Source organism: Actibacterium sp. D185-2, from assembly GCF_054954595.1.
The window spans coordinates 1-21,031 of record NZ_JBPWNX010000026.1; the positions used below are offsets into that span (position 1 = coordinate 1).

Annotated in this window: 22 protein-coding genes and 2 pseudogenes; 10 read left to right on the forward strand and 14 right to left on the reverse strand. The window is 64.1% G+C overall.

Features of this window, described 5'->3' with window-relative positions; all coding sequences use genetic code 11:
• Positions 1-581 precede the first annotated feature (581 nt).
• The 13 genes from ribB to ACSR1C_RS19410 form a co-directional block, all read right to left on the reverse strand.
• Positions 582-1,256, reverse strand: coding sequence for a 3,4-dihydroxy-2-butanone-4-phosphate synthase (gene ribB / locus ACSR1C_RS19350; RefSeq protein WP_460260708.1), 675 nt, complete (start codon positions 1,254-1,256; stop codon positions 582-584).
• Between the two features lie 75 nt (positions 1,257-1,331).
• Complete coding sequence (locus ACSR1C_RS19355; RefSeq protein ID WP_460260709.1) at positions 1,332-2,069, reverse strand: SDR family oxidoreductase; 738 nt, start codon at positions 2,067-2,069, stop codon at positions 1,332-1,334.
• A gap of 54 nt (positions 2,070-2,123) precedes the next feature.
• Positions 2,124-3,002: an MBL fold metallo-hydrolase gene (locus tag ACSR1C_RS19360; protein WP_460260710.1), complete on the reverse strand. Its 879-nt coding sequence runs from the start codon at positions 3,000-3,002 to the stop codon at positions 2,124-2,126.
• Between the two features lie 63 nt (positions 3,003-3,065).
• Positions 3,066-3,962, reverse strand: coding sequence for a transporter (locus ACSR1C_RS19365; RefSeq protein ID WP_460260711.1), 897 nt, complete (start codon positions 3,960-3,962; stop codon positions 3,066-3,068).
• 78 nt (positions 3,963-4,040) lie between these two features.
• The gene (locus tag ACSR1C_RS19370; protein ID WP_460260712.1) at positions 4,041-5,312 is read right to left on the reverse strand and encodes an LLM class flavin-dependent oxidoreductase; all 1,272 of its coding nucleotides are present in this window, start codon (positions 5,310-5,312) and stop codon (positions 4,041-4,043) included.
• 3 nt (positions 5,313-5,315) lie between these two features.
• On the reverse strand, positions 5,316-5,921 hold the full coding sequence (locus ACSR1C_RS19375) for an NADPH-dependent FMN reductase (RefSeq protein WP_460260713.1): 606 nt from the start codon (positions 5,919-5,921) through the stop codon (positions 5,316-5,318).
• A gap of 127 nt (positions 5,922-6,048) precedes the next feature.
• A complete protein-coding gene (gene dmpG, locus ACSR1C_RS19380; RefSeq protein ID WP_460260714.1) occupies positions 6,049-7,083 on the reverse strand; it encodes a 4-hydroxy-2-oxovalerate aldolase in 1,035 nt (344 codons plus the stop codon).
• Between the two features lies 1 nt (position 7,084).
• Entirely contained in the window at positions 7,085-8,026 is a 942-nt protein-coding gene (locus ACSR1C_RS19385) for an acetaldehyde dehydrogenase (acetylating) (RefSeq protein ID WP_460260715.1), read from the reverse strand.
• A complete protein-coding gene (locus ACSR1C_RS19390; RefSeq protein ID WP_460260716.1) occupies positions 8,023-8,820 on the reverse strand; it encodes a 2-keto-4-pentenoate hydratase in 798 nt (265 codons plus the stop codon). Before ACSR1C_RS19390 ends, ACSR1C_RS19385 begins: the two co-directional genes overlap by 4 nt.
• Complete coding sequence (locus tag ACSR1C_RS19395) at positions 8,817-9,368, reverse strand: flavin reductase family protein (protein ID WP_460260717.1); 552 nt, start codon at positions 9,366-9,368, stop codon at positions 8,817-8,819. Before ACSR1C_RS19395 ends, ACSR1C_RS19390 begins: the two co-directional genes overlap by 4 nt.
• A gap of 75 nt (positions 9,369-9,443) precedes the next feature.
• Entirely contained in the window at positions 9,444-10,313 is an 870-nt protein-coding gene (locus tag ACSR1C_RS19400; RefSeq protein WP_460260718.1) for an alpha/beta fold hydrolase, read from the reverse strand.
• Positions 10,314-10,330: 17 nt separating this feature from the next.
• Complete coding sequence (locus ACSR1C_RS19405) at positions 10,331-11,824, reverse strand: 4-hydroxyphenylacetate 3-hydroxylase family protein (protein ID WP_460260719.1); 1,494 nt, start codon at positions 11,822-11,824, stop codon at positions 10,331-10,333.
• Positions 11,825-11,907: 83 nt separating this feature from the next.
• The gene (locus ACSR1C_RS19410; protein WP_462563592.1) at positions 11,908-12,840 is read right to left on the reverse strand and encodes a 3-carboxyethylcatechol 2,3-dioxygenase; all 933 of its coding nucleotides are present in this window, start codon (positions 12,838-12,840) and stop codon (positions 11,908-11,910) included.
• 166 nt (positions 12,841-13,006) lie between these two features.
• On the opposite strand from ACSR1C_RS19410, the gene ACSR1C_RS19415 reads away from it, so the two are divergent.
• The 9 genes and pseudogenes from ACSR1C_RS19415 to ACSR1C_RS19455 all read left to right on the forward strand — a co-directional run.
• Positions 13,007-13,810 (forward strand): helix-turn-helix domain-containing protein, encoded by an 804-nt coding sequence (locus ACSR1C_RS19415; RefSeq protein WP_460260721.1) that lies wholly within the window; start codon positions 13,007-13,009, stop codon positions 13,808-13,810.
• 191 nt (positions 13,811-14,001) lie between these two features.
• Positions 14,002-15,027: a TRAP transporter substrate-binding protein gene (locus ACSR1C_RS19420; protein ID WP_460260722.1), complete on the forward strand. Its 1,026-nt coding sequence runs from the start codon at positions 14,002-14,004 to the stop codon at positions 15,025-15,027.
• A 16-nt stretch (positions 15,028-15,043) separates the two neighbouring features.
• Positions 15,044-16,921 carry a TRAP transporter large permease gene (locus ACSR1C_RS19425; RefSeq protein ID WP_460260723.1) on the forward strand — a complete coding sequence of 626 codons (1,878 nt, stop codon included), beginning with the start codon at positions 15,044-15,046 and terminating at the stop codon, positions 16,919-16,921.
• 44 nt (positions 16,922-16,965) lie between these two features.
• On the forward strand, positions 16,966-17,751 hold the full coding sequence (locus ACSR1C_RS19430) for a 2-keto-4-pentenoate hydratase (RefSeq protein ID WP_460260724.1): 786 nt from the start codon (positions 16,966-16,968) through the stop codon (positions 17,749-17,751).
• Between the two features lie 23 nt (positions 17,752-17,774).
• Positions 17,775-17,990 carry a 2-hydroxymuconate tautomerase gene (locus ACSR1C_RS19435; protein ID WP_460260725.1) on the forward strand — a complete coding sequence of 72 codons (216 nt, stop codon included), beginning with the start codon at positions 17,775-17,777 and terminating at the stop codon, positions 17,988-17,990.
• A gap of 7 nt (positions 17,991-17,997) precedes the next feature.
• Positions 17,998-18,834, forward strand: coding sequence for an alpha/beta fold hydrolase (locus tag ACSR1C_RS19440; protein WP_460260726.1), 837 nt, complete (start codon positions 17,998-18,000; stop codon positions 18,832-18,834).
• A gap of 137 nt (positions 18,835-18,971) precedes the next feature.
• Positions 18,972-19,244: a hypothetical protein gene (locus tag ACSR1C_RS19445; RefSeq protein WP_460260727.1), complete on the forward strand. Its 273-nt coding sequence runs from the start codon at positions 18,972-18,974 to the stop codon at positions 19,242-19,244.
• A 10-nt stretch (positions 19,245-19,254) separates the two neighbouring features.
• Positions 19,255-19,446, forward strand: a complete 192-nt coding sequence (locus tag ACSR1C_RS19450; RefSeq protein WP_460260728.1) for a hypothetical protein — start codon at positions 19,255-19,257, stop codon at positions 19,444-19,446.
• Positions 19,447-19,528: 82 nt separating this feature from the next.
• Positions 19,529-19,723: pseudogene (locus ACSR1C_RS19455) on the forward strand (IS6 family transposase); the annotation flags it as partial.
• A 39-nt stretch (positions 19,724-19,762) separates the two neighbouring features.
• On the opposite strand, the gene ACSR1C_RS19460 reads toward ACSR1C_RS19455, so the two are convergent.
• Positions 19,763-20,841 (reverse strand): IS3 family transposase gene (locus tag ACSR1C_RS19460; protein WP_460260729.1). Its coding sequence is split into 2 segments (ribosomal slippage): positions 19,763-20,580 and positions 20,580-20,841, totalling 1,080 coding nucleotides; the frame shifts between segments, so codons are not numbered across the junction.
• Between the two features lie 72 nt (positions 20,842-20,913).
• Between ACSR1C_RS19460 and ACSR1C_RS19465 the strand changes: the two are divergent.
• Positions 20,914-21,031, forward strand: a pseudogene (locus ACSR1C_RS19465) (DDE-type integrase/transposase/recombinase); the annotation flags it as partial.

The following is a 21,031-nucleotide window of genomic DNA, read 5'->3' on the forward strand; positions in this document are numbered from 1 at the left end:
ATCACAGACTTCGGATAGTGCACGCCCTTAAACTCGATCACGTCAACCGCCTTTCACCAACTCACTGACAATGCTGACATATTCGGGGTCGCCACGGAACAGGAAACTTTGCGACACTACCCGATTTCCTGCTGGCCAACAAGCCCGCACTCACCCGCCAAGCGTAAACGACACTCTCAGAGGCACTGTCATGCTGAAGATACCGCCGCGCAAGGGACCAAGGCCCGTCACCACACCTTGCGCCCCGCATACGCAAGTCAGTCAGAACCTTGACGCCGCGTCCTATAGGGCATTCAGGGACAGGACCTTCGATTTCCCCTTTGTCACCCGCCAGCCTTTGATGATCTCGGTTTCGGGGGCTGCAGCGCTCTGCCTCGAACATGGGGCTGGATGCGGCTGCCGCGAGACGTTCATGATCGGGAGGGAATTAGCCCATTTCCAACACCTAGGCGATCCAGCATCTGACTAACAATGGCATTGTCGGCTGCGGCCCCACGCAGGCGGGAGACACCGCGGTTCAGGTATCGGTCACACCTGACCGGCCTGAGCCCGGCCCGTTGTCGCGTTCCGCCGAGGCCGGATTACCGGCCGTTCGCCCGGCGCCAAGCTATGAGATCCTCGATCGAGATCAGTCTGAGCCCGTGGCGGCGGGCGAAGGCGGCCAGGTCGGGCAGCCGCGCCATCTCGCCGTTGGCCAGTGCGATCTCGCACAGCACGCCGCCGGGATAGCGCCCGGCCAGACGGGCCATGTCCATCGCCGCCTCGGTATGGCCGGGGCGGCCAAGCACCCCCTCGGGATGGGCGCGCAGCGGGAAGACGTGGCCGGGCCGGTTGAAATCGGCCGCCACGCGATGCTCGGCGGCAAGCGCGCGGATCGTCCGGGCCCGGTCAGAAGCCGAGATACCCGTGGTCGTGCCTTCGCGCAGATCGCAGGTGATGGTAAAGCCCGTGCTAAGATACTCGGTGTTGTCGCGCACCATCTGCGGCAGGTCCAACTGCTCAAGCCGCTTGGCCGAGAACGACACACAGACCAGCCCACGCCCTTCGGTGGCCATGAAGTTGATGTCGGCCGGCGTGACTGCATCTGCGGCCATGATGAGGTCGCCCTCATTTTCGCGATCGGCGTCGTCCACAACGATCACCATCTCGCCCCGCGCGATGGCCTTGATCGCATCCTCCACCGAGTCGAGGGCGACGTCGGGAACGATCTCGTCCCACGGGAGGTTCAAGGCGGCAGCATTCGGCATCGTGTTCATCGGTTCACCTCGGCAATTCCGGCGCGCGGCATCCGGCACCCTTGTTTTTTGGTTTGCGTCATCCCTTCCCCCCTGTCAGATCGCCCGCACCAGGCCGCCGTCCACCAGCAGACCCTGACCGGTGATGTATCCCGCCTCCTCCGACAGGAGAAACGCGATGGTAGCGCCCAGTTCATCCTTGACCGCCGCGTAGCGGCCCATCGGAATTTTCGCCAGCGCCTCGGGTGTGGCCGGATAATTGTCGACGTAGCCGGGCAGCACCGCATTGATCCGCCACCCCTCGCCGCCATGTCGCGCCACGCAGAGTTTCAGAAAACTCGCCAGTGCCGCGCGGAACACCGCCGACAGCGGATAGGACAATTCGGGCTCGCGCGCCGCGTAGCTTGATATCGAGACGGCCGCGCCCGATTTCTGCCGGGCGAAAACCGGCGCAAGGTGCCGCATCGCCCGGACTGTGGGCATCAGCACTATCTCCATCGCCTTGTGCCAGTCCTCGTCGGAAATCTCCAGGATATCGCCCTTGGGCGGGTGGCCTGTGTTGATCACCGCGCCGTCGATCCGGCCGTGGAGCTCCAGTGCCGTTGCGACCAGCCTTGCCATGTCCTCTTCGCGGGTCACGTCGCCGCGCAGCCATGTCGCACCCAGTTCCGCCGCCACCGCCTCGATCTTCTCCGAGCGCGACATCAGCACCAGCGACCAGCCGCGCGCAGCCAGCGCCCGGGCAGCGCCAAGCCCTATGCCCGAGCTTGCGGCCATCACCACCGCAACCCGGTCACTGCGCCCTGCCTGGGCCGTCGTTTCGTGTTCCTGCATCGCTGCCTCCCTGCGGGGCACCGCGGGGCACGCCGTGCCCCGCAGCACCTTGGTTCAGATATCCGGCAGCCACAGATCGGACACGTATTCGTAGCCCGAACTGTTGCGGACGACATGGCCGAAGCCCGGGAACTCCAGATGCATTCCGCCGATGGCAAGTTTGTCGGCGGAAATGCGGTCAAGAATGCGGCGCCGCGTGGCGCGCCCCAACTCCACATCGACGTCGAAGGCCAACCCGACATCGGGATGAGCAATCTGCACCACAGGCACATGGGTGATGTCGCCCCAGATCAGCAACTCGTCGTTGCCGCTGGAAAGGTGATAGCCGCTGTGCCCTGGCGTGTGGCCTGGCAGCGCCTCCCGTCGCATCCCGGGGATCAGTTCCTCCTCGCTGATCGCGTGCCAGCGGTTGCCGTAAGCCTTGCGCAACTGCGGCGCATAGGAGTTGACCTGTGCCGAGATTCCCAGCGCGTCGGTCGGCGGTTCGCCTCCCAGCCAGTACTTCTCTTCGTCCACCGATATGAACACTTCAGCCCTGGGAAAGACCGCCCCGCCCTCATCGTCCAGCATTCCGCCGGCGTGGTCAGGATGGAGGTGGGTCAGCGCGATCCGGTCGATCTGGTCGGGAGTCACTCCGAGTACTGCCAGGTTCTTCAGCACCTTGCCCAGCGTCGGTCCCATCAGATTGCGCGCCCCGGTATCCACCAGCGTGCGCGAGCCGCCGCGCTCCACCAGATATGCGCCGATGGTTATATGCGGGTCGGCAGGCCGGAAGCGGCCTGCCAAGGTTTTCTTCACCTCCTCGGGCGCCATCCCAACCATCACCTCGGCCGGAATGGGAACGATGCCGTCATTCACCGCCGTCACCACGAAGTCGCCCACGCGCCTGCGGTAAAGGCCGGGCACCTGCCGGACTGTCTGATCGTCAGCCATTTGTATCTCCCTCATGTCAGGTCAGGATGTTGCCGCGAAGAGGCGTCTCCGATGATCGTGCGGTCAGAAGAACTTGGCGAGCCGAAACACCGCCTCGACGTCGCGCTCGAAAGCGTTCTCGGCACCGACATCAGCACCCACTTCTACCGCCAGTTGGGTGGTCGGGTTCAACATCTGTGTCCAAGCCGCCCGCACAGTTGTCACTTTACTGTCGCCGCGACCAACCCCTCCCCAAGTCTCTTCGCCACCCCAGGTGGTGCTGGCGCCGAAAGAAACGGTGGTGACGTCGCTGGCATGGTAGTTCAGCCAGCCAAGCGCGGTGAAGTTCGGATCCTTCTCGATCGTAATGCCCCCCGGCCCGTCGTCGTTGTCTCCGTAGATGGTCACGTCGCCGACAAGGTCCACCGACCATTTCGGGGTGATGTTGAAGTAGTAGGCAGGCTGCACCGTCAACGCCCAGCGGTTCGCGCCGAGGCTCGCCACGTTGGGGTCGTATTCGCCGGTGGGCAGCGTCAGGTAGGTGGCGACCGCGAAGTAGCGGTTGTTCTCTGGGTCGTTGAGCGGCCAGACCGTGGCCACGAGCGAGGTATCGCCCAGGCTGAAATCGTCGCTGGCGAGCGGAGCGCCGCCGATCGACATGTCGCTCAGGCCGCCGAAGGGCTGCACCACGTTGAAGTCGGCGCGCATGTCGCCAATGTCGAAGAAATACACATAGCGGGCGATGCCGATATCGGTGTCGAGTCCTGATCCGGGAACATCGTTGCCGTTGGAATCCACGAAGGTGTCGGACGACCCGTGGAGATAATAGAGCAACCCGAGATGCGTTCCCGCCGGGGCCGGCAGGAAGTCGCGCGGCTGCGCGTCGGCAGCCAGCGCCGTGCCGGTTCCCAGCGACCCGAGCGCTGCGGCAGAAAGTAGCGCGACCGTGCAGCCGCGGGCATTCGCGGAAAATCTTTTCATGTCCATCCTCCCTTTGTTTTTTGATCCCCCGACGCCTTCAGGTCCGGCGCCGGGGAAAGTTTACGATGCAGGGTCGTCTCAGAGCGGCTGGTCGCGCCAGGTGGGCTCGCGCATTTCCTTGCGGAAGGTGGGCTTGCGCTGTTCGAGCTTGATGCCAATCTTCGGCAGCACCTTTTCCACCAACAGTTCGTTCGAACGCAGCAGTTTGTCCACCGGGCCCGGACCCACACCCATCCACGGCACCAGCATTTCCATGCCATAGTCCTTGATCGCCTTCTCCAACTTGCGGGCCACGGTATCCACCGAACCGGCAATGGCGAAGCCGCGGTCCACCATCGACGCGTAGGTGTTGGGAACCGGCCCCTCCTCGCCCGGACGGCGGAGCGCCTCGTTGAAGCCGAAGTGATCGTGCCAGCCGGTCCAGATGTACCCCAGCGCGTCCTTGCCGATGTTGAAGGCCTCCTCGTCCGTATCGGCCACGACGATGTCGCGGAAGTGGCCCACGTTCTGGCCCCACTTGATGTTGGGGTCGCGCTTGACCGCTTCGGAATGATAAGCGTCCAGGCACCCCCGGATGATCTCGTCGATGGGGCTGAAGACGATCGGCCAGGCCCCCTCCTGCGCGGACCAGCGCATGGTGTTGGGGCTGAGCGTGAAGGGCACCATCACCTCGATGGTTGACGGATCCTGAAGCGTGTTCGGCGCGATACCAATCTTCTTCAGAATGTCGCCTTCGACCATGTCCGGCGCCAGAAGCTTGGTTTTCGGGTGATCCCAATTGATGTTATCGGGCGGCACCTGCCAGTGCTTGCCCTTGTACGAGAAGGTGGTGTTGTTCAGCAGGCCCTTGATCACATCATAGGCTTCCTGAAACAACTCGCGGTTGCGGGCGTCATTGGCGGCGTAGTCAGGATCGGTGGCAAAGGTCGCCACGGCACCGTACTTCTGGCCAATGGTGGTCACATGCCGCGACTGGTAGCCGCGTGCAAAGCCCGCGAACATCCGCCCTTCCGAGAAATGGTCCAGCATCGCCAGATCCTCGGCCACGAGTATCGGATTGCGCGCCGGAAGCACCGTGGCCATCTGCCCGAGGCGGATGCGCTTGGTGAAGCCCGCCGCCCAAGTATCGAGCATGATCGGGTTGTTCGATATCTCCAAGCCTTCCAGGTGGAAGTGGTGCTCCGAAAAGGCCACGAAGTCGAAACCCAGTTCTTCCACCTGCTTGATTATACGAGCGTGCTCGTTCAGCGTCCGCTGGTAGTAGGTCGGGTTGGCACCCGGGTACTTCTCTTTCTTCAATTCGTCGTGCTTGGCGGCCGAGGCCGGCACGAGAAACGCTCCAAATCGCATAATCTATCCTCCCATTGTGCTTTGAGCTTGTTCTACCCGCGCCTTCCGCAGCGCGAATTCGGTCACCTGATCGGCAATGGTGTCGAGTTGGAAGCGCACCGAAGCGTCTACGCAGGTGCCGTCGGCATCGAAGACGTGCTGGGTGGAATTGATCATTCCGCCCATCGGTGTCGGCCAGCCGCGCAGCGCGTGGGCGATAGCGCGCAGTGCCGCCAGCGTCTGCCCGGCGGCCTGCCAGCCGGCGCCGCAGGCGATGCAGCCCACCGGCAGCCCGTCGAAATACACCCGTTCGTCCCGACTCATGTCCTCGGTGTAGTCGATCGCATTCTTCACCAGCCCCGAGATCGAACCGTGATAGGCCGGCGAACAGATCACCACCCCGTCACAGTCGCGCATCAGCGCCACCAGCCGCGCCGCAGCTTCGCTGCGCTCGGCAGAATCAGGCGAGTAGAGCGGCAGGTCGAGCGCCGGCCCCGAGATCAACTCGGTCCGCGCCCCGCGTTCTGCGGCCCGCGCCAGCACATGGGCCAGTGCCTTCTGCCCTGTGGATTGGGGGCGCAAGCTTCCACCCAACCCCAGGATCAGGGGACGGTCTGTAACCAACTTCATTCAGGAAAATCCTCCCAGATCTCCGATTGCGCGCCACCTTCTCTCCCGAAGGGCTGCAGCATGGAAAGCCTATTGAAACCTGCGACCAAGGAAACACCCAATGCGAATTTGTTCGACAGGCGAATACTCACGCAGCCCCATCGCGTGCGCGCAACATGTCAAGCGCCACATCCACGATCATGTCCTCTTGTCCACCCACCATCTTGCGGCGTCCCAGTTCGACCAGGATGTCACGGGAATCCAGGCCATAGGTCTTGGCCGCAGTTTCGGTATGACGCAGGAAGCTGGAATAGACCCCGGCATAACCAAGCGCGATCGTGTCGCGGTCCACCTGCACGGGCCTGTCCTGGATCGGGCGCACAAGCCGGTCGGCGGCATCCATCAGGGCGAAGGAATTGCAACCATGCTCCCAGCCCAGCCGGTCAGCCACCGCCGCAAAGGCTTCGATCGGGGTATTGCCCGCTCCTGCGCCCATCCCGGCCAGCGAGCCATCCACCCGGAATGCGCCCTCCTCTACCGCGACGACCGAAATGGCCACCGCAAGCGATAGGTTCTGGTGCGCATGGATGCCCACCTGGGTTTCGGGCTTCAACACGTCGCGATAGGCGCGGACGCGGTCGCGGGCGCCATCCATCAAAAGCGCACCGGCCGAGTCGGTGACATAGACGCAATGGGCACCATAGCTTTCCATCAGTTGCGCCTTCCGGGCCAATTCCTTCGGCTCCAGAATGTGCGACATCATCAAAAAGCCCGACACATCCATGCCGATCTTCCGTGCGTGGGCAATGTGCTGGGCGGAGACGTCTGCCTCGGTGCAATGGGTGGCCACGCGCACCGACCGCACCCCGGCGTCATAGGCGGCCTGCAGGTCGTGGATCGTGCCGATCCCCGGCACCAGCAGCGCCGTCAGCACGGCATGCTCCAGTTTGTCGGCGACAGCGGCGATCCATTCCAGATCGGTATGGCGGCCGAAGCCGTAGGCAAAGCTTGATCCGGCCAGCCCGTCGCCGTGGCTGAGTTCGATCGCCGCCACGCCGGCCCGGTCCAGCGCGGTGGCAATCGCCGCGCACTGATCCAGCGTATAGCGGTGGCGGATCGCGTGCATCCCGTCGCGCAGGGTCACGTCCTGCACATAGATTTTGGTCTTTTCGGAATCAGTCATCTCATACAGCCTCCGCCATCATCCGCTGCGCGAGCCGCTCGGCGGTCTTCAACGCGGCGGAAGTCATGATATCCAGGTTGCCTGCGTATTTCGGCAGGTAGTGACCGGCGCCTTCCACCTCGAGAAACACGCTCACCTTCAGCCCCGTGGCGCGGTCGTCCACGCCGGGGATGCGGACTGCAGCATTGTCACCGATGGTCTCGAACTGGATCTCCTGCTTCAGGCGGTAGCCTGGCACATAGTCCTGCACCTCGGCGATCATCGCCTTGATCGAGCGGCTCACCGCCTCGCGATCAGTGGTCTTCGCCAGACAATAGACCGTGTCGCGCATGATCAGCGGCGGCTCTGCTGGGTTGAGGACGATCACCGCCTTGCCCTTCTTCGCCCCGCCCACCTCACAGATCGCGCGCGAGGTGGTCTCGGTGAATTCGTCGATATTGGCGCGCGTGCCGGGCCCGGCCGAGCGCGACGAGATCGAGGCGACGATCTCGGCATAGCTCACCTCGGCCACCCGCGACACCGCCGCCACGATCGGGATCGTGGCCTGCCCGCCGCAGGTCACCATGTTGATGTTGGTCTGGTCGAGGTGATCTTCCATGTTCACCACGGGAACAACGTAGGGTCCGATCGCCGCCGGCGTCAGGTCGATCATGATCTTTCCGGCACCGCGCACGATCTTGTCGTTACCCAGGTGCGCGCCCGCCGAGGTGGCGTCGAAGACGATGCCGATCTCGGGCCAGACGGGCAGTTGGGTCAGCCCCTTGATCCCCTCGTGGGTGACAGCAACCCCCAGCCGGGCGGCGCGGGCCAGGCCATCGCTCTGCGGGTCGATGCCCACCATCGCGCCCATTTCCAGCACCTTCGAATTGCGCATGATCTTGATCATCAGATCCGTGCCGATATTGCCCGAGCCGATGATCGCCGCCTTGATCTTTCTGCTCATGCTCCTGCCTTTCCGTCGTCGAAACTCACCTGGATCGGCGAGAACCCGGCAATCTCGGCCAGATAGACCTCGCCCGGCTTCACCGGGACCATGGGCCCGAAGGCCCCCGACATGACAACGTCGCCCTCCTTCAGCGGCTCGCCCAGTTCGGCCATGCGACGCGCCAGCCACAGCGCAGCGTTAAGCGGGCTGCCCATGCAGTCCAGACCCAGCCCGCGCGAGACGACCTTGCCGTTGCGCGACAGGATGCCGCCGCAAAGCCGCAGGTCAACGTCGGTCAGCCGACGCGCCCCCAGACCCAGCAGGAACCCCCCGCCAGAGGCATTGTCCGCGATTGTGTCCACCAGCCGGATGTCCCAGTCGCGGATCGCAGAGTCCACCACCTCCAGCGAGGGCGCAGCATAGGCCACGCGACGGATCAGTTCGGTCATTGGCGCCTGCGGGTCATCCAGACCGCGGTCCATCACGAAGGCCATTTCCAGTTCGACCTTCGGCTGCATGAAACGGCGGGTGTCCACCACCTCGCCTTCGGTGAAGGCGTAGTCGGCCCAGAGCATGCCAAAATCGGGCTGGTCGATCCCCATTTGCGCCTGCACCGCCAGCGACGTAAGGCCGATCTTGCGCCCGACCAGGCGCCGCCCACGCTCCAGCCAGTGGCGGTTCGCCGCTGTTTGCACCGCGTAGGCATCGTCCACCGTGCTCAGGCCATGGCTCTCGCGAAGTGGCGGAATCTGTTTCAGGTCGGTCCGGGCGCGCACCAGCGCCTCGGCCATCTCGGCAATGCGGTCACTCATGCGGTGCCTCGCTTAGCGTGCGTTTCGGTCTTGATCGGCAGATAGCCGCCCCGCCAGTGCAGCAGCGGCGTCTTTGAAAAAGTGCGTGCCCGAAGCACCCGACCCACCAGGATCGTGTGGTCCCCCCCGGGCAGCGTCGTCTCAAGGGCGCATTCGATCCAGGCCGCGGCCCCGGCGATCAGCGGCATCTCCGCCAGCCCCTCCTCCACGTCGAGACCGGCGAAGCGGTCCACGCCGGGGGTGGCAAACCGGCGCGATACGGCCTCCTGATCGGCGGCCAGGATGTTCACCGCAAAATGCCCCGTGCGCTGGAAGATCGGCAGAGAATAGGCCGCGTTCCGCAGGCTCCACTGCACCAGCGGCGGGTCGAGCGACAGCGAGGCAAACGAGGTGGCCGTCACGCCATAGCGGCCCTCCTCGACATCCAGCGTCGTCATCACCGTGATGCCCGTGGCAAAGTGGCCCAACGCGTCGCGAAACGCGGCAGGCGCAAGGGGGGGCATCGTATCGGCCGCGCGTTGGGTGGGGGGCTGGGTGTGAATCATCATGGTGTGGCTCTCTTTATGGTGTGGCTCTCTTTGGTGAACGGTGGCGCAGGACGGCACCCGCCCTGCGCCGATGGCTCAGCGCCCCAGCAGGAAGTCGAGGTGGATGCGGTTGAAGGTCTCCGGGTCCTCGAATTGCGGCCAGTGCCCGCATTCGTTCATCACATGAAACTGCGCGCCGGGGATCGCCTCCGCGATCTTGCGGCCCTCTTCCGGTGCCGCGGTTGGATCGTGCGAGGTCCAAAGAACCAGGGTCCGGGCCTTGATGCTGGCGCTGTCTGCGGCGCTGAACATGTTACGGCGACGGATATCCATCTGCTGCAGACAGAGGATTCGCTTCATGATGTCGGAATAGCCGGGCTGAGAGTAGATCGCCCGGCGCACCTCGACCAGATCGTCGTTCACCTTCGAATGGTCGTGCATCAGGAATTCCAGCCGGGTGCGAATCCGCGCTGGCGAGGGATCGGTCACTGCCTCCATGGTCAGCCGCGAAATCCGCTCCATCACCTCGGGATAGGCCGTCCAGCCACCGGCGGTGTTCAGCACCAGACGGTCCACCCATTCGGGATGATGCACGGCCATCCCGCCGGCGACCCAGCCGCCAAGGCTTTCTCCCGATATATGCGCCTTCTGATACCCAAGCGCCTTGATCACCTCGATCACATGCCGCACGTAGTCGGCAATCTCGTAATCCAGGTTCGGCTTGTCGCTCCAGCCGTGCCCCACGAGGTCGATTGCATAGGTGCGGAAATGCTCGGCATGGGCGGCAAGGTTGCGGCTGAAGGCCTCGGCGTGGCCGCCGGTGCCGTGGATCAGGATCAGCAGCGGCTTGCCCTCATCGCCGGCCGCCAGATAGCGCGTGCGGATGCCACCCGCGTCCAGATAACCTTGTGTAAAGGGCACCTGCGTCAGGTCGCTCCAGATGGAAGCGTGTTGAGATTTGGTCATCTTGTCCTCCGATCAGTTCACTCGGCCGCGTCAGGTAGAAGCTTGCGTGCGGGCTCGGGGTCGCCGGCCAGCGCCAGCGCATCATTCACCAACCGCATGATCTCGCGATCATCGACCTGAAGATAGTTCGACGCCGCAACGCGTACCGGATCGCCTGCGTAGTATCTTTCATACTGAAGCAGTCGCGTGCCGAAGGCGTCACCAGCAAGATCCCAGGCAAGCTTGAACAGCCGGGCCCGGTCGAGCGACGACATCCCGCCCGCGCCCTGGTAGTACAGACCGGTGTCCTCGCCGAGGTCCGGCACGGCGAAATCCGCGCCTGACGGCATCATCATGAAGCCCCCGGCGGCCACGGTCTGGATCAACTCGATCACTTTCGGATAGGCGGTCGGCAGAAAGGAGCGCAGCGCCTGAAGCGGTGCCAGCGCCGGACGAACCGTGCCATAGGCGGTCGGCTCGCATTCCACTTCCGAGCAGACAAGGCCGCTCTTGAGGAACTCCACGCCAATCAACGCCTCGCCCAGCATCCGCTGCACATGCAGGAACTTGTCCGCCCCGATCGACCGCGCCACCGCCATGGCAACACCGACGGCAAACTGCATCTTCACCAAAGCGCGGGTATTGGTCTGGTGCGCGCTGTAGTTGCGCAGCGCCGTTTCGGTATAAAGCGCGTTGTTGAGCGCAATGTCACGATACATGAATACCCGTTCCCACGGGACGAATACGTTTTCGAAGATCAGGAGCGAATCGTTTTCCTCGAAGTTGTTCGCAAGCGGATGGTCGAAATCCGACCGCTGACCATCAAGCGTATAGGGCTCGCGACAGATCTGGCGGACGCCGGGGTCGGAAACCTTCACCGCGAAGGCCAGCGCATGGTCGGCATCGCTTTCCGGGATGCCCGGCAGGCAGTACATCAGCATCTCGTCCGCCACCGCCCCCAGCGTGGCCACCATTCGGGCACCCTGCACGTAGATGCCTTCGGTGGTTTCCTTCACCACCCGCATGTGCAGCTTCTGCTGTTCTGAAGACGTCTTGGTACGGTCGTTCTGCGGGGTGATCAGCGCATGGCTGAGGAAAAGGTCATTGTCGCGGATGTATTCGTAATATTTCTGGATGTTGTCGGCATAGCGTTGGCCGCCGCGGCCAAAGACCTCACGTGCCTCGGCAAAGGCCAGCAGGCTGACGTTGAGGAAGTCCGGAGAGCGTCCCATCAAGCCGAAGTTCATTGAGGCCCAGTGATAATAGGCGTCGCGGCGTCGGCGCAGGTCGGCGGCCGTCTTCGCCGGCATGAAGGCCATGCCCGCGCGCTCGCCGGTTTCGGGGACCACATAGGTCAGCGCGTCGCGGGTGGCCGGGTCCACCTGAGCGTCGTAAAGCCGCGCCAGTTGCCGCACGATTCGCGAGAAGGCAGGATGCGTGGTCACATCCTTGATCTTCTCTCCGTTGATCCAAACCTCGCGCGGGTTGGCTTTCAACCCGTCGATGAACTGCTGTCCGCTGCGGACTCCCATCTCGTACTCCTGCTTTTTTTGTCGGCGATCGCGCCTCCTGGCTTTCGCCGCGGGTGCTGGCCGTCTGGTTGAAACCGATAGCGTCAGGCCGGTGTGGCCGTCATTATGCCCATGCCCGTCAGCCATTCCGGAATTGGCTCGTAGAACAGAACGTCCGAGCGGTAGCCTTCGCCCAAAGCCGCCAGCGCGGCGACCCAGCAGCGCACTTCGTGCCCGCCGCGTCCGCCAGTCCTGGTGATCGTCTCGTCGTCGGAACCGTCCAGCACGGTCAGGTCGCCGGACGCGAAACCGTCGAGAAGCCGCTTGTCCCAGTCGGAGTGGAGCGGCAGCAGCTTCGACTGCCCGGCAACGTAACGCGGCCCCTCGCCCATGACATTGTTCTGTCGCGCCATGCGCGCCGAATGGGGCAGCGGGCCACCGTCGATCAGGCGCTGGCGCACCTCGGGCGTCGCCGTCGCCAGCGAAGGGATCGGCGGATCGTGCGACAGCCCGCCCGAGCCCAGGATCAGCACCCTTTCGGGGCACGCGGCCGCCCAGCGGCCCACTGCTGCGCCCAGGGCGCGCACCCGCGCCATTGTCGGGCGCGGCGCCAGGGCGCAGTTCACGAAGATCGGGATCATCCGCGTCAGCGGCAGCTTGGCCGACAGCAACTCGATCGGCTGCGCCCCGCCGTGATCCACATCCATCCGGTACGAGATCGCAACGTCCACGCCGTCCTTCAGCGTGTGCTCGGCGCAGGACAGGGCCCGGTTCTCGGGAATGTCCAGCTTGCCCGCCACGGTGCCGAAATCGCCCACCGAGGTGCCCTCGATGCCGATGCAGAACGACGGCAGGAGCTTGTAGAAGAAGCCGTTGACGTGGTCGGGGTGGAACACCACCACCAGATCGGGTTCGGCCGCGGCCACATAGTCGGCCGCCTTCTCGATCGCCGTCCAGAACCGCTTTTCAGCGTCTGGCGCCGCACGGTTGCGGTCCATGAGTGGACTGTGCGACATGCAAACACTTCCCACGATCATTCTCTTCTCCCCCTCTCGGAAACGACGTCCGCGCACCCTTCGGGCCGGTGGCTCCGCCATGTGCCGGACATTGCTCATCGCCATCCGACAACGAAGGAATGACGGCTCCCTTGACTTGCCACAACAAACAGTTCCATACTGTTCACTGACCGAACACGGGAATCCCATGACCTCACCCCCTGCGAACAAGACCGCGTCGCCCTACAAGGATATCCGCGCGGTGGCGCGGGCCTTTGATCTGCTAGAGGCCACGGGCGATCTGGGATGGGCGAAAGTGGGTGAGCTTGCCGCCTATACCGGCATCGACCGGGGAACGCTTTACCGGCTGATTCACACGCTCGAACTGAAGGGCTATCTGGTGCGCCGCGCCGAGGATGGTGCCGTGTCGCTGACCGAGCGCATCCTTCAACTCGGCGACGGCGTGCGCCACGAGGACGTCGCCACCCGGATCATGTCGCAGGCCATGCGCGAGCTGACCGAACTGGTGATGTGGCCCAGCGATTTCGCCACGCCGATAGCCGGACAAATGCTGATCCAGGCCTCCAGCCACAAGCACAGCCCGGTGTCCGTCCACCGCCGGCTGGTGGGCAAGACAAGGCCGATTCTGCGCTCGGCGCTGGGGCTCGCCTACCTGGGCTCGCTCGGCCGCGCCGACCTGGAGCGAACCCTTGACGTGGTGCGCCGGATCGGTACGCTCGACGCGCAGGAATTCGCGATACTGGCCAATATAGATCGTCGTCTCGAAGAGGTTCACATGCGCGGCTACGCCTTCTCGGTGGGGCTGGTCGAGGACAATATCAGCGCCATTGCGCTGCCGGTCAGGCTCGGTCGAAAGCCGATCGGCGCCGTCAATATCGCCTTCTTCCGAAGCGCAATGTCGCCCGCGGACGCCGCCTCGACTTGCCTCAAGCCGCTGCGCGAGTGCATAGCCCGTGCCGAGGCGGCGATGCAGACGCAAACGCGATTCTGAGCCAGGGGTCGAGACAAATGTTCACCAGGAGAATATTTTTTATTTTGTCCTGAAAGCTTTCAGCAAAGGCCTCTAACCCTGTGAAATGTGTGACGGTTTCTCGCGGGAGGGGGGGATTTAGCTCTGTCCGGCACCTACGCCGTCGCGCAAAACAGGCGCCCTGCGCCACAACAAAGTTTAGGGGGACTTTGATGTTCGTAGCCTCGATTTCCCGCCGGATCACGGCGGCCACCTTCGGCATGGCCTTGTCGTTTGCCGCAGCTTCCCCAGCCCTCGCGCAGGAAGTTGCCCTGCGCTTGGCCAGCTTTCCCGGCCCGACCAACTTCCTCAACACCGGCCTCTTCATGCCCTGGTTCAAGAAACTGGAAGACGAATCGGGCGGCAAGCTCAAGGTCGAGTTCCTCATGGGCGGCTCGGCGGCAGCGCCCACAGAGGTGTTCGACTCGGTCGAAGCCGGCCTCTTCGACATCGGCTGGAGCATCACCTCGTACAATCCGGGCCGATTCGCCGCCGCCGGTGTCACCGAGCTTCCGCTGCTCGCCACGGGTTCCACCGAATCCTCGGCGGCCATCGCGGCGCTTTACGACAAGGGGCTGATCGACGGCTTCGACAATGTGAAGGTCCTCGGCGTCGCCACCGCCGACATCGCGCGCCTGCACCATGCGGACGAGATTTCCGGCCTGTCCGACTTCAAGGGCGCCAAGGTGCGCGCCGCCGGCAACGTGCTTTCGGCGATGATCACCGCCACGGGTGCGACGCCGGTGGGGATGCCGGCGCCCTCGATCGCGGAGGCCCTGTCCAAGAATGTGGTTGATGCCGCGGCGGCCGACTGGTTCGCGGTCGAAGGCTTCTCGCTGCTCGACGTTACCCGCAGCCATATCGATATCCCGCTCGGCACCACGACGATGTACCTGGTGATGAACCAGGCCACCTACGACAGCCTGCCGCCCGAAATTCGCAAGGTGTTCGACGACAATCCGCCCTCTGCCTTTGCCGCCTTCTGGGGAGCGGGCCTGGAGGAGGAAAGCCTGCGTGTCCGCGGCGTGGTGGAAACAACGCCGGGCCACAAGATCATCACCCCCACCGAGGCCGAACTGGCCGAATGGGGCGTGGCCGCCGATGGCGTGATCGCCGAATGGGTCGCCACCACGCCTGATGGTGCCGCCGTCCTTGCAGGCTACCAGGCCGAACTCGCGGCCCACCGGTCAGCGAACTAGTCGCCGGGGCCTGAATATGACGGTCAGATTAGCCATGCAGCCAGAACGCGCGGCCCGCGTTCTGGCTAATGTGGCCGGGATGCTGCTGCTCTGCCTCGCCCTGGCCTTCACGGTCGATGTCCTGCTGCGCTGGACCATCTCGGCACCGATCCTTGGCCTCTACGAGGTTGCCGAGCTGTGTTTCGCCTGCGTCATGCCACTGGCGCTGGTCTGGACGAACATGCGGCAAAGCCATGTCTCGATGGGCATCCTCGGCCAGATCACCGGCCCCGCCGCGCCCCGCCTGATCGCCGCGGGGCTCGGCCTTGTGGTGTCCTGCCTGTTCGTGTGGTTCCTCACTCGCTATGCCGTGGCCAAAGCGCACAACACCGAAACGACGCTGGTGCTGGGGTTGCCCAAGGGCCCGTTCTGGAGTGCGGCGGCAGTGGCGATGGCGCTGGCCACGCTGGCGCAGCTCGCGGTTTTCGTTTCGGAACTGACGGCCTATCTCCAGCGGCCGCTCCACCGGTTGCGCGATCTGGCGCCGCCGGGCCTGATGGTGGCTGCCGCACTGGCGCTGCTGCTGGTCACCGCGCATTACGCCCCGGTGCTGGGGGCTGGGCCGAAGATTCTGGCGTCCTTCGCCATCCTTTACCTGCTGGCGCTGGCCCACGTGCCGATCGGGATGGCGCTGGCGATTGCCGGTCTCGGTGCCGTGCTTCTTCAGATGGGGTTGCGCCCGGCCCTGCTGGTGGGCACCAACAACCTTGTCGGAAGCCTCGCCAGTGTCGATCTGGCGGCGGTGCCGCTGTTCCTGGTGATGGGCAACCTCGCGGTCAAGGCGGGCTTTGCCGACGACATATTCACCGCTGCGGCTTCGGTCTTCGGCAGGGTGCGCGGCGGGCACGCCCTGGCCACCGTGATCGGCTGCGCCGGCTTTGGCGCGATCAGCGGCTCGTCGGTCGCCACCACCGCCACGCTGGGCGGCGTCGCATTCCGGGAGATGGAGGCGCGCAGTTACGCGCCGGGGTTCTCGACCGGCAGCATCGCTGCGGGTGGGACACTCGGCGCGCTGATCCCGCCTTCGGTGATCCTGATCATCTACTGCGTGATCGCGGATGTCTCGATCGCCAAGTCGTTCATGGCCGCGATCGTGCCGGGGGTGCTGGCCCTGGTCCTCTATATCATCTCGGTCCTCATCCAGGTGCGGCTTCGCCCCGAACTGGCACCTGCGCCCGATGGCACCGAGAGCTTTGCACCCATCCGCGCCCTGCGCATCGCCTGGCGGCCTCTCGTCCTGTTCGCTTCCGTGCTGGGCGGGCTCTATGGTGGCGTCTTCACCGTGCAGGAGGCGGCGGCGGTCGGTGCCGGTTTCGCCTTCGTGGCCTGGCTTGCTTCGGGCCGCGCCTCGGTGGCGGGCCTGTTCGAGGCGCTGCGCGACGCCGCGGGCACCAGCGCCGGGCTCTATATCCTGATCGTTGGTGCCAACATGTTCGGCAGCCACCTGAACTTCGCCGGCATGGCCCAGGCGCTGGCGGCGGTCATCAACCCCGAGACGATGCCCGTCTGGGCGGTGCTGACGCTGCTGGCCGTGATGTACCTGGTGCTTGGCAGCATCTTCGACTCGGTGGCCGCGGTGGTCATAACCGTGCCCTTCGTGCTGCCGATCATCCTCTCGATGGAACTCGATCCGATCTGGTGGGGGGTCGTAACGCTGACTATTGTCGAGATCGGCATGATCACCCCGCCGATCGGGATGAACGTCTTCGTGATGAAGGCGGTGGTTGGCGACCGTGTTGCGCTTTACACGATCTTCCGCGGGGTGATGCCCTTCCTGGCCGCCGACCTGGTTCGAATGGTGCTGCTGATCGCCTTTCCGGCCATCTCGCTCTGGCTTGGCGGGGTGCTGGGATGAGCGAGCAGCCCGGATACCCCGCCAAGCCAGAGGGAACGCACAGAATGACAGATGCCGACGCCCGTGCCGAAACTCTCGACCTTGCCGCGCTCAAGGCCCGGCCAGTGCTGCAACTTCCGCCAGAGCAATCCTTGCCCGTCGAGGTCGCCTATGCAATTCAGGCACGTCTGGTGGCGCGCCGCCTGGCGCGTGGCGAACGCCTGGTCGGGTTGAAACTCGGCCTGACCAGCGAGGCTAAGATGAAGCAGGTGGGCGTGACCGAGGTGATCCTTGGCCGCCTGACCGACGCGATGCAGCATGACCAGGGCAGCACCATCGACTTGGGTGCGTTGATCCATCCGCGGGTCGAGCCCGAAATCGCCTTTCTGCTGCGCTGCCCTCTGCCGCCGGATCTTACCCCCGAGCAGGCGCTGGACTGCGTCGAGGCGGTGGCACCGGCGCTTGAGATCATCGATTCCCGCTATGAGGGGTTCCGCTTCGATCTGGGCGACGTGATCGCCGACAACGCCTCGTCGGCCGGCTTCGTGCTCGGCCACTGGCACCCGCCGGACACCGATATCGGCAACGTTCCCATCGTGCTGAGCCTGTCGGGCGCGCCCTGCGAAACCGGCACCAGCGCCGCCATCCTCGGCCATCCGTTGAACGCGCTGGTGGCAGCCGGGCGCATCGCCGCCGCGCGCGGCATCGCCACTGCGGCGGGCGACGTGGTGCTGGCCGGCGCCGCCACGGCCGCAATTCCACTGTCGCCGGGCGCCCGGGTCGGCGCCGAATTCGGTCCGCTCGGCCGGATCGAGATCCGCGCGGGCGCGCCGGAAGACCCCGAAAACTGAACCAGACCAGAGGAGGAAACCCGATGCCTATCGCCGAAATCCTGATTTTCGAGGGCCGCACCGACGACCAGAAGCGCGCGATCTTGCGCGAGGTCACCGACGCGCTGGTGCGCTCGATGGGGGCCGAACCCGAGCGTGTGCGCGTGATCCTGAAGGAGATCCCCACCTTGCATTTCTCGGTTGGTGGCGTGTCCATCGCCGACAGCCGGGCGGCGGGAAAGCCGCCGGGCAGCGTATAGCTCCACCATGCCGCACCTTACCGCCTCGGACGGCACCCGCCTTTTCTATCGCGACGAAGGGGCGGGTCCGGCCCTGATCTGCCTGCACGGCCTCACCCGCAACGGCAGCGACTTCGACCTGCTGCGCCCGCTCCTGCCCGGACACCGAATCATCGCCCTCGACGCGCGCGGGCGCGGTCGTTCCGACCATAGCGGAGCGGCCACCTACACGGTTGCCCGCGAGAGCGAGGACGTGCTGAACCTGCTCGATCACCTTCAGATCGGCGCGGCGACCTTCCTCGGAACCTCGCGCGGCGGCATGGTGGCCATGGCGCTGGCGGCGCGCGCGCCCCAGCGCATTCTGGGCCTGTGCCTGAACGACATCGGCCCCGAGATGGAGCCAGAGGGCCGGATGCGGATCACCACCTATATAGGCCTGCAGCCCCGCGAGCGCAGCATTGACGACCGCATGGCGGCAATGCCGCAGCATCATCCGGGCTTTGCCGGTGTGCCTGAGGCGCGCTGGCGCGAAGAGGTGCTGCACCATTTCGCCGAAACTCCCGACGGCCTGCGCATCACCTACGACCCCGCCTTGCGCGACGCATTCATGGCCACGCTCGATCGCGCGCCGAACATGTGGCACGGCTTCGATGCGCTTGCCGGGCGGCCGGTGGCGGTGATCCGTGGGGCGAACTCCGGCATCCTGTCGCCGCGCATCGTCGCCGAGATGACGCGCCGCCGGCCCGACCTGATCCATGCCGAGGTGCCCGACCGTGGGCACATGCCGTTCCTCGACGAGCCCGAGAGCATCGCGGCACTGCGTGCGTTCCTGGCCACCGTGGGAGCGACGGCAGACGGAAACTGAGCCGGCAAAGGGCCTGATCGGGGCCCCTCCGCACACCGTTTCGCCAAGAAGAACGCGCATCGCGTCCCGAGCCTTGTCCAGGATGGTCGGGAAACCGGCGCGGCGCAAAAGCGAACAGCGCCGATCCGATGGTTGCCATGGCCAAGGGCCGCGGCCGGCAGCCCCGTGCAACATCGCCAGCGGCACGTGCGAAGATGCCCCCGGCGGCGCCCGCCCGTGACGCTGGCGACGGCGACGGCGGGGCCGTGGTGAAAGACGGTATCGAGAGCCATTTCGTCGATCTCGCCTTTGCCGAGGCGGATGCGATCTCTGCGCGGCAGAATTTCGAGGACGTCTGGGGCCAACTGTTCCCCACAGAGAGTCTTCAAAACTATCCGTTGATTTTCATGCCCTTTCGAGGTGGCGTGTGACCCGAGGGCGATGGTCACCTATGCCTCTGCGCAACAACGCCGGACTGAACACAGAGTTTGCCATGCTGTTTTGCTGGTGCTGTTGCCGCTCGAGATCCTGTCGGGTGGTGTCACCACGCGCGAGTCGATGCCGGAAGCCTTGCAATATGTCATGGTGGCGGTGCCCAATACGCATTTCATAGCGCTCGCACAGGGGGTGTGACCGGTAGTGTCGCAAAGTTTCCTGTTCCGTGGCGACCCCGAATATGTCAGCATTGTCAGTGAGTTGGTGAAAGGCGGTTGACGTGATCGAGTTTAAGGGCGTGCACTATCCGAAGTCTGTGATCCTGCATGCAGTATTCTTCTACCTCCGCTACGCCGTGTCCTACCGTGATCTTGAAGAAATTTTAGTCGAGCGCGGCGTCACGGTTGACCACGCCACCCTGAACCGCTGGGTGGTGAAGTTCGCGCCGCTCATCGCCGCCAGGGCGCAGTCCCGAGGTAATCTCCCCCTTTTTGACGGGGTGCATCCGTAGAACTTACGCGGCCATTTTCAGTTTCATGGCGGGTGTTATGCCGCCGATGCCCATGTTCGGGCGGTCGTTGTTATATGTCCAGAGCCATTGTGTGGCCTGATCCTGCGCCTCCTCGATACTTTCGATGATATACTGATCCAGCCACTCGTGCCTGACGGTGCGGTTGTAACGCTCGACATAGGCGTTCTGCTGGGGCTGTCCGGGTTGGATGTGCTGGATCGCAACGCCATGTTTCTCAGCCCATTTTCTCAGCGTTTCGCTGATATATTCGGGGCCGTTGTCGACCCTGATCGTCCCGGGCTTTCCACGCCATTCTATGATCCTATCCAGGCTACGGATGACCCGTTCGGCAGGGAGCGAGAAATCAACCTCGATCCCCAGCCCCTCACGGTTGAAGTCATCCAGCACGTTCAGTAGCCGGAACGCACGGCCGTCGCCGAGGCGATCCGCCATAAAGTCCATGGACCAGGTTACATTGGGCGCGTCTGGCACCGCCAGGACATCAGGCTTCTCCCGTTTCAGCCGCTTTCGAGGCTTGATCCGCAGGTTCAGCTCCAGCTCGCAGTAGATACGATAGACGCGCTTGTGGTTCCACGGATGGCCCTTGACGTTGCGCAGATGCAGAAAACACAGGCCAAACCCCCAAGTCTTTCGTGCATCCGTCAGCAGATCAGCGATCACCTCGTTCTCGGCCTTTAGCTTTGGGCTGTACCTATAACAGGTCTCACTGACCCCGAAGGCTCGGCACGCCAGCGCGATGCTGACGCCCCGTCGTTCTACCGCCGTTTCGGCCATCTCTCGCCTCTGAGATGGCCGATCTACTTTTTTCCAAGGGCTTCCTTCAGCAAGTCATTCTGCATGCTCAGATCGGCATACATGCGCTTTAGCCGCCGGTTCTCTTCTTCCATTGCCTTCATCTGGCTGACCATCGAGGCATCCATCCCGCCATACTTGGCCCGCCATTTGTAAAATGACGCGTCGCTCATCCCATGCTCGCGGCACAGCTCGGAAACCGGCACACCGCCTTCGGCTTGCCGCAGGATCGCGATGATTTGCGCCTCAGTGTATCTGCTTGTCTTCATTCGAAATCTCCTCGTTCATCTTGCCGAGAAAATTCTACTTATCCAGCCCCTTATTTTCGGGGGGGATTACCCCGAAAGCGACCCACTGCGAACTCCTGGCGGATGGACGAGACGTACATCAAGGTGAAGGGCCGCTGGACGTACCTTTACCGGGCCGTCGATCGCGACGGACAAACACTGGATTTCATGC

What these genes read in the sequence shown, in the direction of transcription:
- ACSR1C_RS19355 (WP_460260709.1), bottom strand. Translation starts at nt 2,069, where the DNA reads ATGCAGGAACACGAAACGACGGCCCAGGCAGGGCGCAGTGACCGGGTT.
- ACSR1C_RS19385 (WP_460260715.1), bottom strand. Translation starts at nt 8,026, where the DNA reads ATGAGCAGAAAGATCAAGGCGGCGATCATCGGCTCGGGCAATATCGGC.
- ACSR1C_RS19375 (WP_460260713.1), bottom strand. Translation starts at nt 5,921, where the DNA reads ATGAAGTTGGTTACAGACCGTCCCCTGATCCTGGGGTTGGGTGGAAGC.
- ACSR1C_RS19415 (WP_460260721.1), top strand. Translation starts at nt 13,007, where the DNA reads ATGACCTCACCCCCTGCGAACAAGACCGCGTCGCCCTACAAGGATATC.
- ACSR1C_RS19445 (WP_460260727.1), top strand. Translation starts at nt 18,972, where the DNA reads ATGGCCAAGGGCCGCGGCCGGCAGCCCCGTGCAACATCGCCAGCGGCA.
- ACSR1C_RS19390 (WP_460260716.1), bottom strand. Translation starts at nt 8,820, where the DNA reads ATGAGTGACCGCATTGCCGAGATGGCCGAGGCGCTGGTGCGCGCCCGG.
- ACSR1C_RS19425 (WP_460260723.1), top strand. Translation starts at nt 15,044, where the DNA reads ATGACGGTCAGATTAGCCATGCAGCCAGAACGCGCGGCCCGCGTTCTG.
- ACSR1C_RS19420 (WP_460260722.1), top strand. Translation starts at nt 14,002, where the DNA reads ATGTTCGTAGCCTCGATTTCCCGCCGGATCACGGCGGCCACCTTCGGC.
- ACSR1C_RS19410 (WP_462563592.1), bottom strand. Translation starts at nt 12,840, where the DNA reads ATGATCGTGGGAAGTGTTTGCATGTCGCACAGTCCACTCATGGACCGC.
- ACSR1C_RS19395 (WP_460260717.1), bottom strand. Translation starts at nt 9,368, where the DNA reads ATGATGATTCACACCCAGCCCCCCACCCAACGCGCGGCCGATACGATG.
- ACSR1C_RS19360 (WP_460260710.1), bottom strand. Translation starts at nt 3,002, where the DNA reads ATGGCTGACGATCAGACAGTCCGGCAGGTGCCCGGCCTTTACCGCAGG.
- ribB (WP_460260708.1), bottom strand. Translation starts at nt 1,256, where the DNA reads ATGAACACGATGCCGAATGCTGCCGCCTTGAACCTCCCGTGGGACGAG.
- dmpG (WP_460260714.1), bottom strand. Translation starts at nt 7,083, where the DNA reads ATGACTGATTCCGAAAAGACCAAAATCTATGTGCAGGACGTGACCCTG.
- ACSR1C_RS19440 (WP_460260726.1), top strand. Translation starts at nt 17,998, where the DNA reads ATGCCGCACCTTACCGCCTCGGACGGCACCCGCCTTTTCTATCGCGAC.
- ACSR1C_RS19400 (WP_460260718.1), bottom strand. Translation starts at nt 10,313, where the DNA reads ATGACCAAATCTCAACACGCTTCCATCTGGAGCGACCTGACGCAGGTG.
- ACSR1C_RS19435 (WP_460260725.1), top strand. Translation starts at nt 17,775, where the DNA reads ATGCCTATCGCCGAAATCCTGATTTTCGAGGGCCGCACCGACGACCAG.
- ACSR1C_RS19365 (WP_460260711.1), bottom strand. Translation starts at nt 3,962, where the DNA reads ATGAAAAGATTTTCCGCGAATGCCCGCGGCTGCACGGTCGCGCTACTT.
- ACSR1C_RS19405 (WP_460260719.1), bottom strand. Translation starts at nt 11,824, where the DNA reads ATGGGAGTCCGCAGCGGACAGCAGTTCATCGACGGGTTGAAAGCCAAC.
- ACSR1C_RS19430 (WP_460260724.1), top strand. Translation starts at nt 16,966, where the DNA reads ATGACAGATGCCGACGCCCGTGCCGAAACTCTCGACCTTGCCGCGCTC.
- ACSR1C_RS19370 (WP_460260712.1), bottom strand. Translation starts at nt 5,312, where the DNA reads ATGCGATTTGGAGCGTTTCTCGTGCCGGCCTCGGCCGCCAAGCACGAC.
- ACSR1C_RS19450 (WP_460260728.1), top strand. Translation starts at nt 19,255, where the DNA reads ATGGTCACCTATGCCTCTGCGCAACAACGCCGGACTGAACACAGAGTT.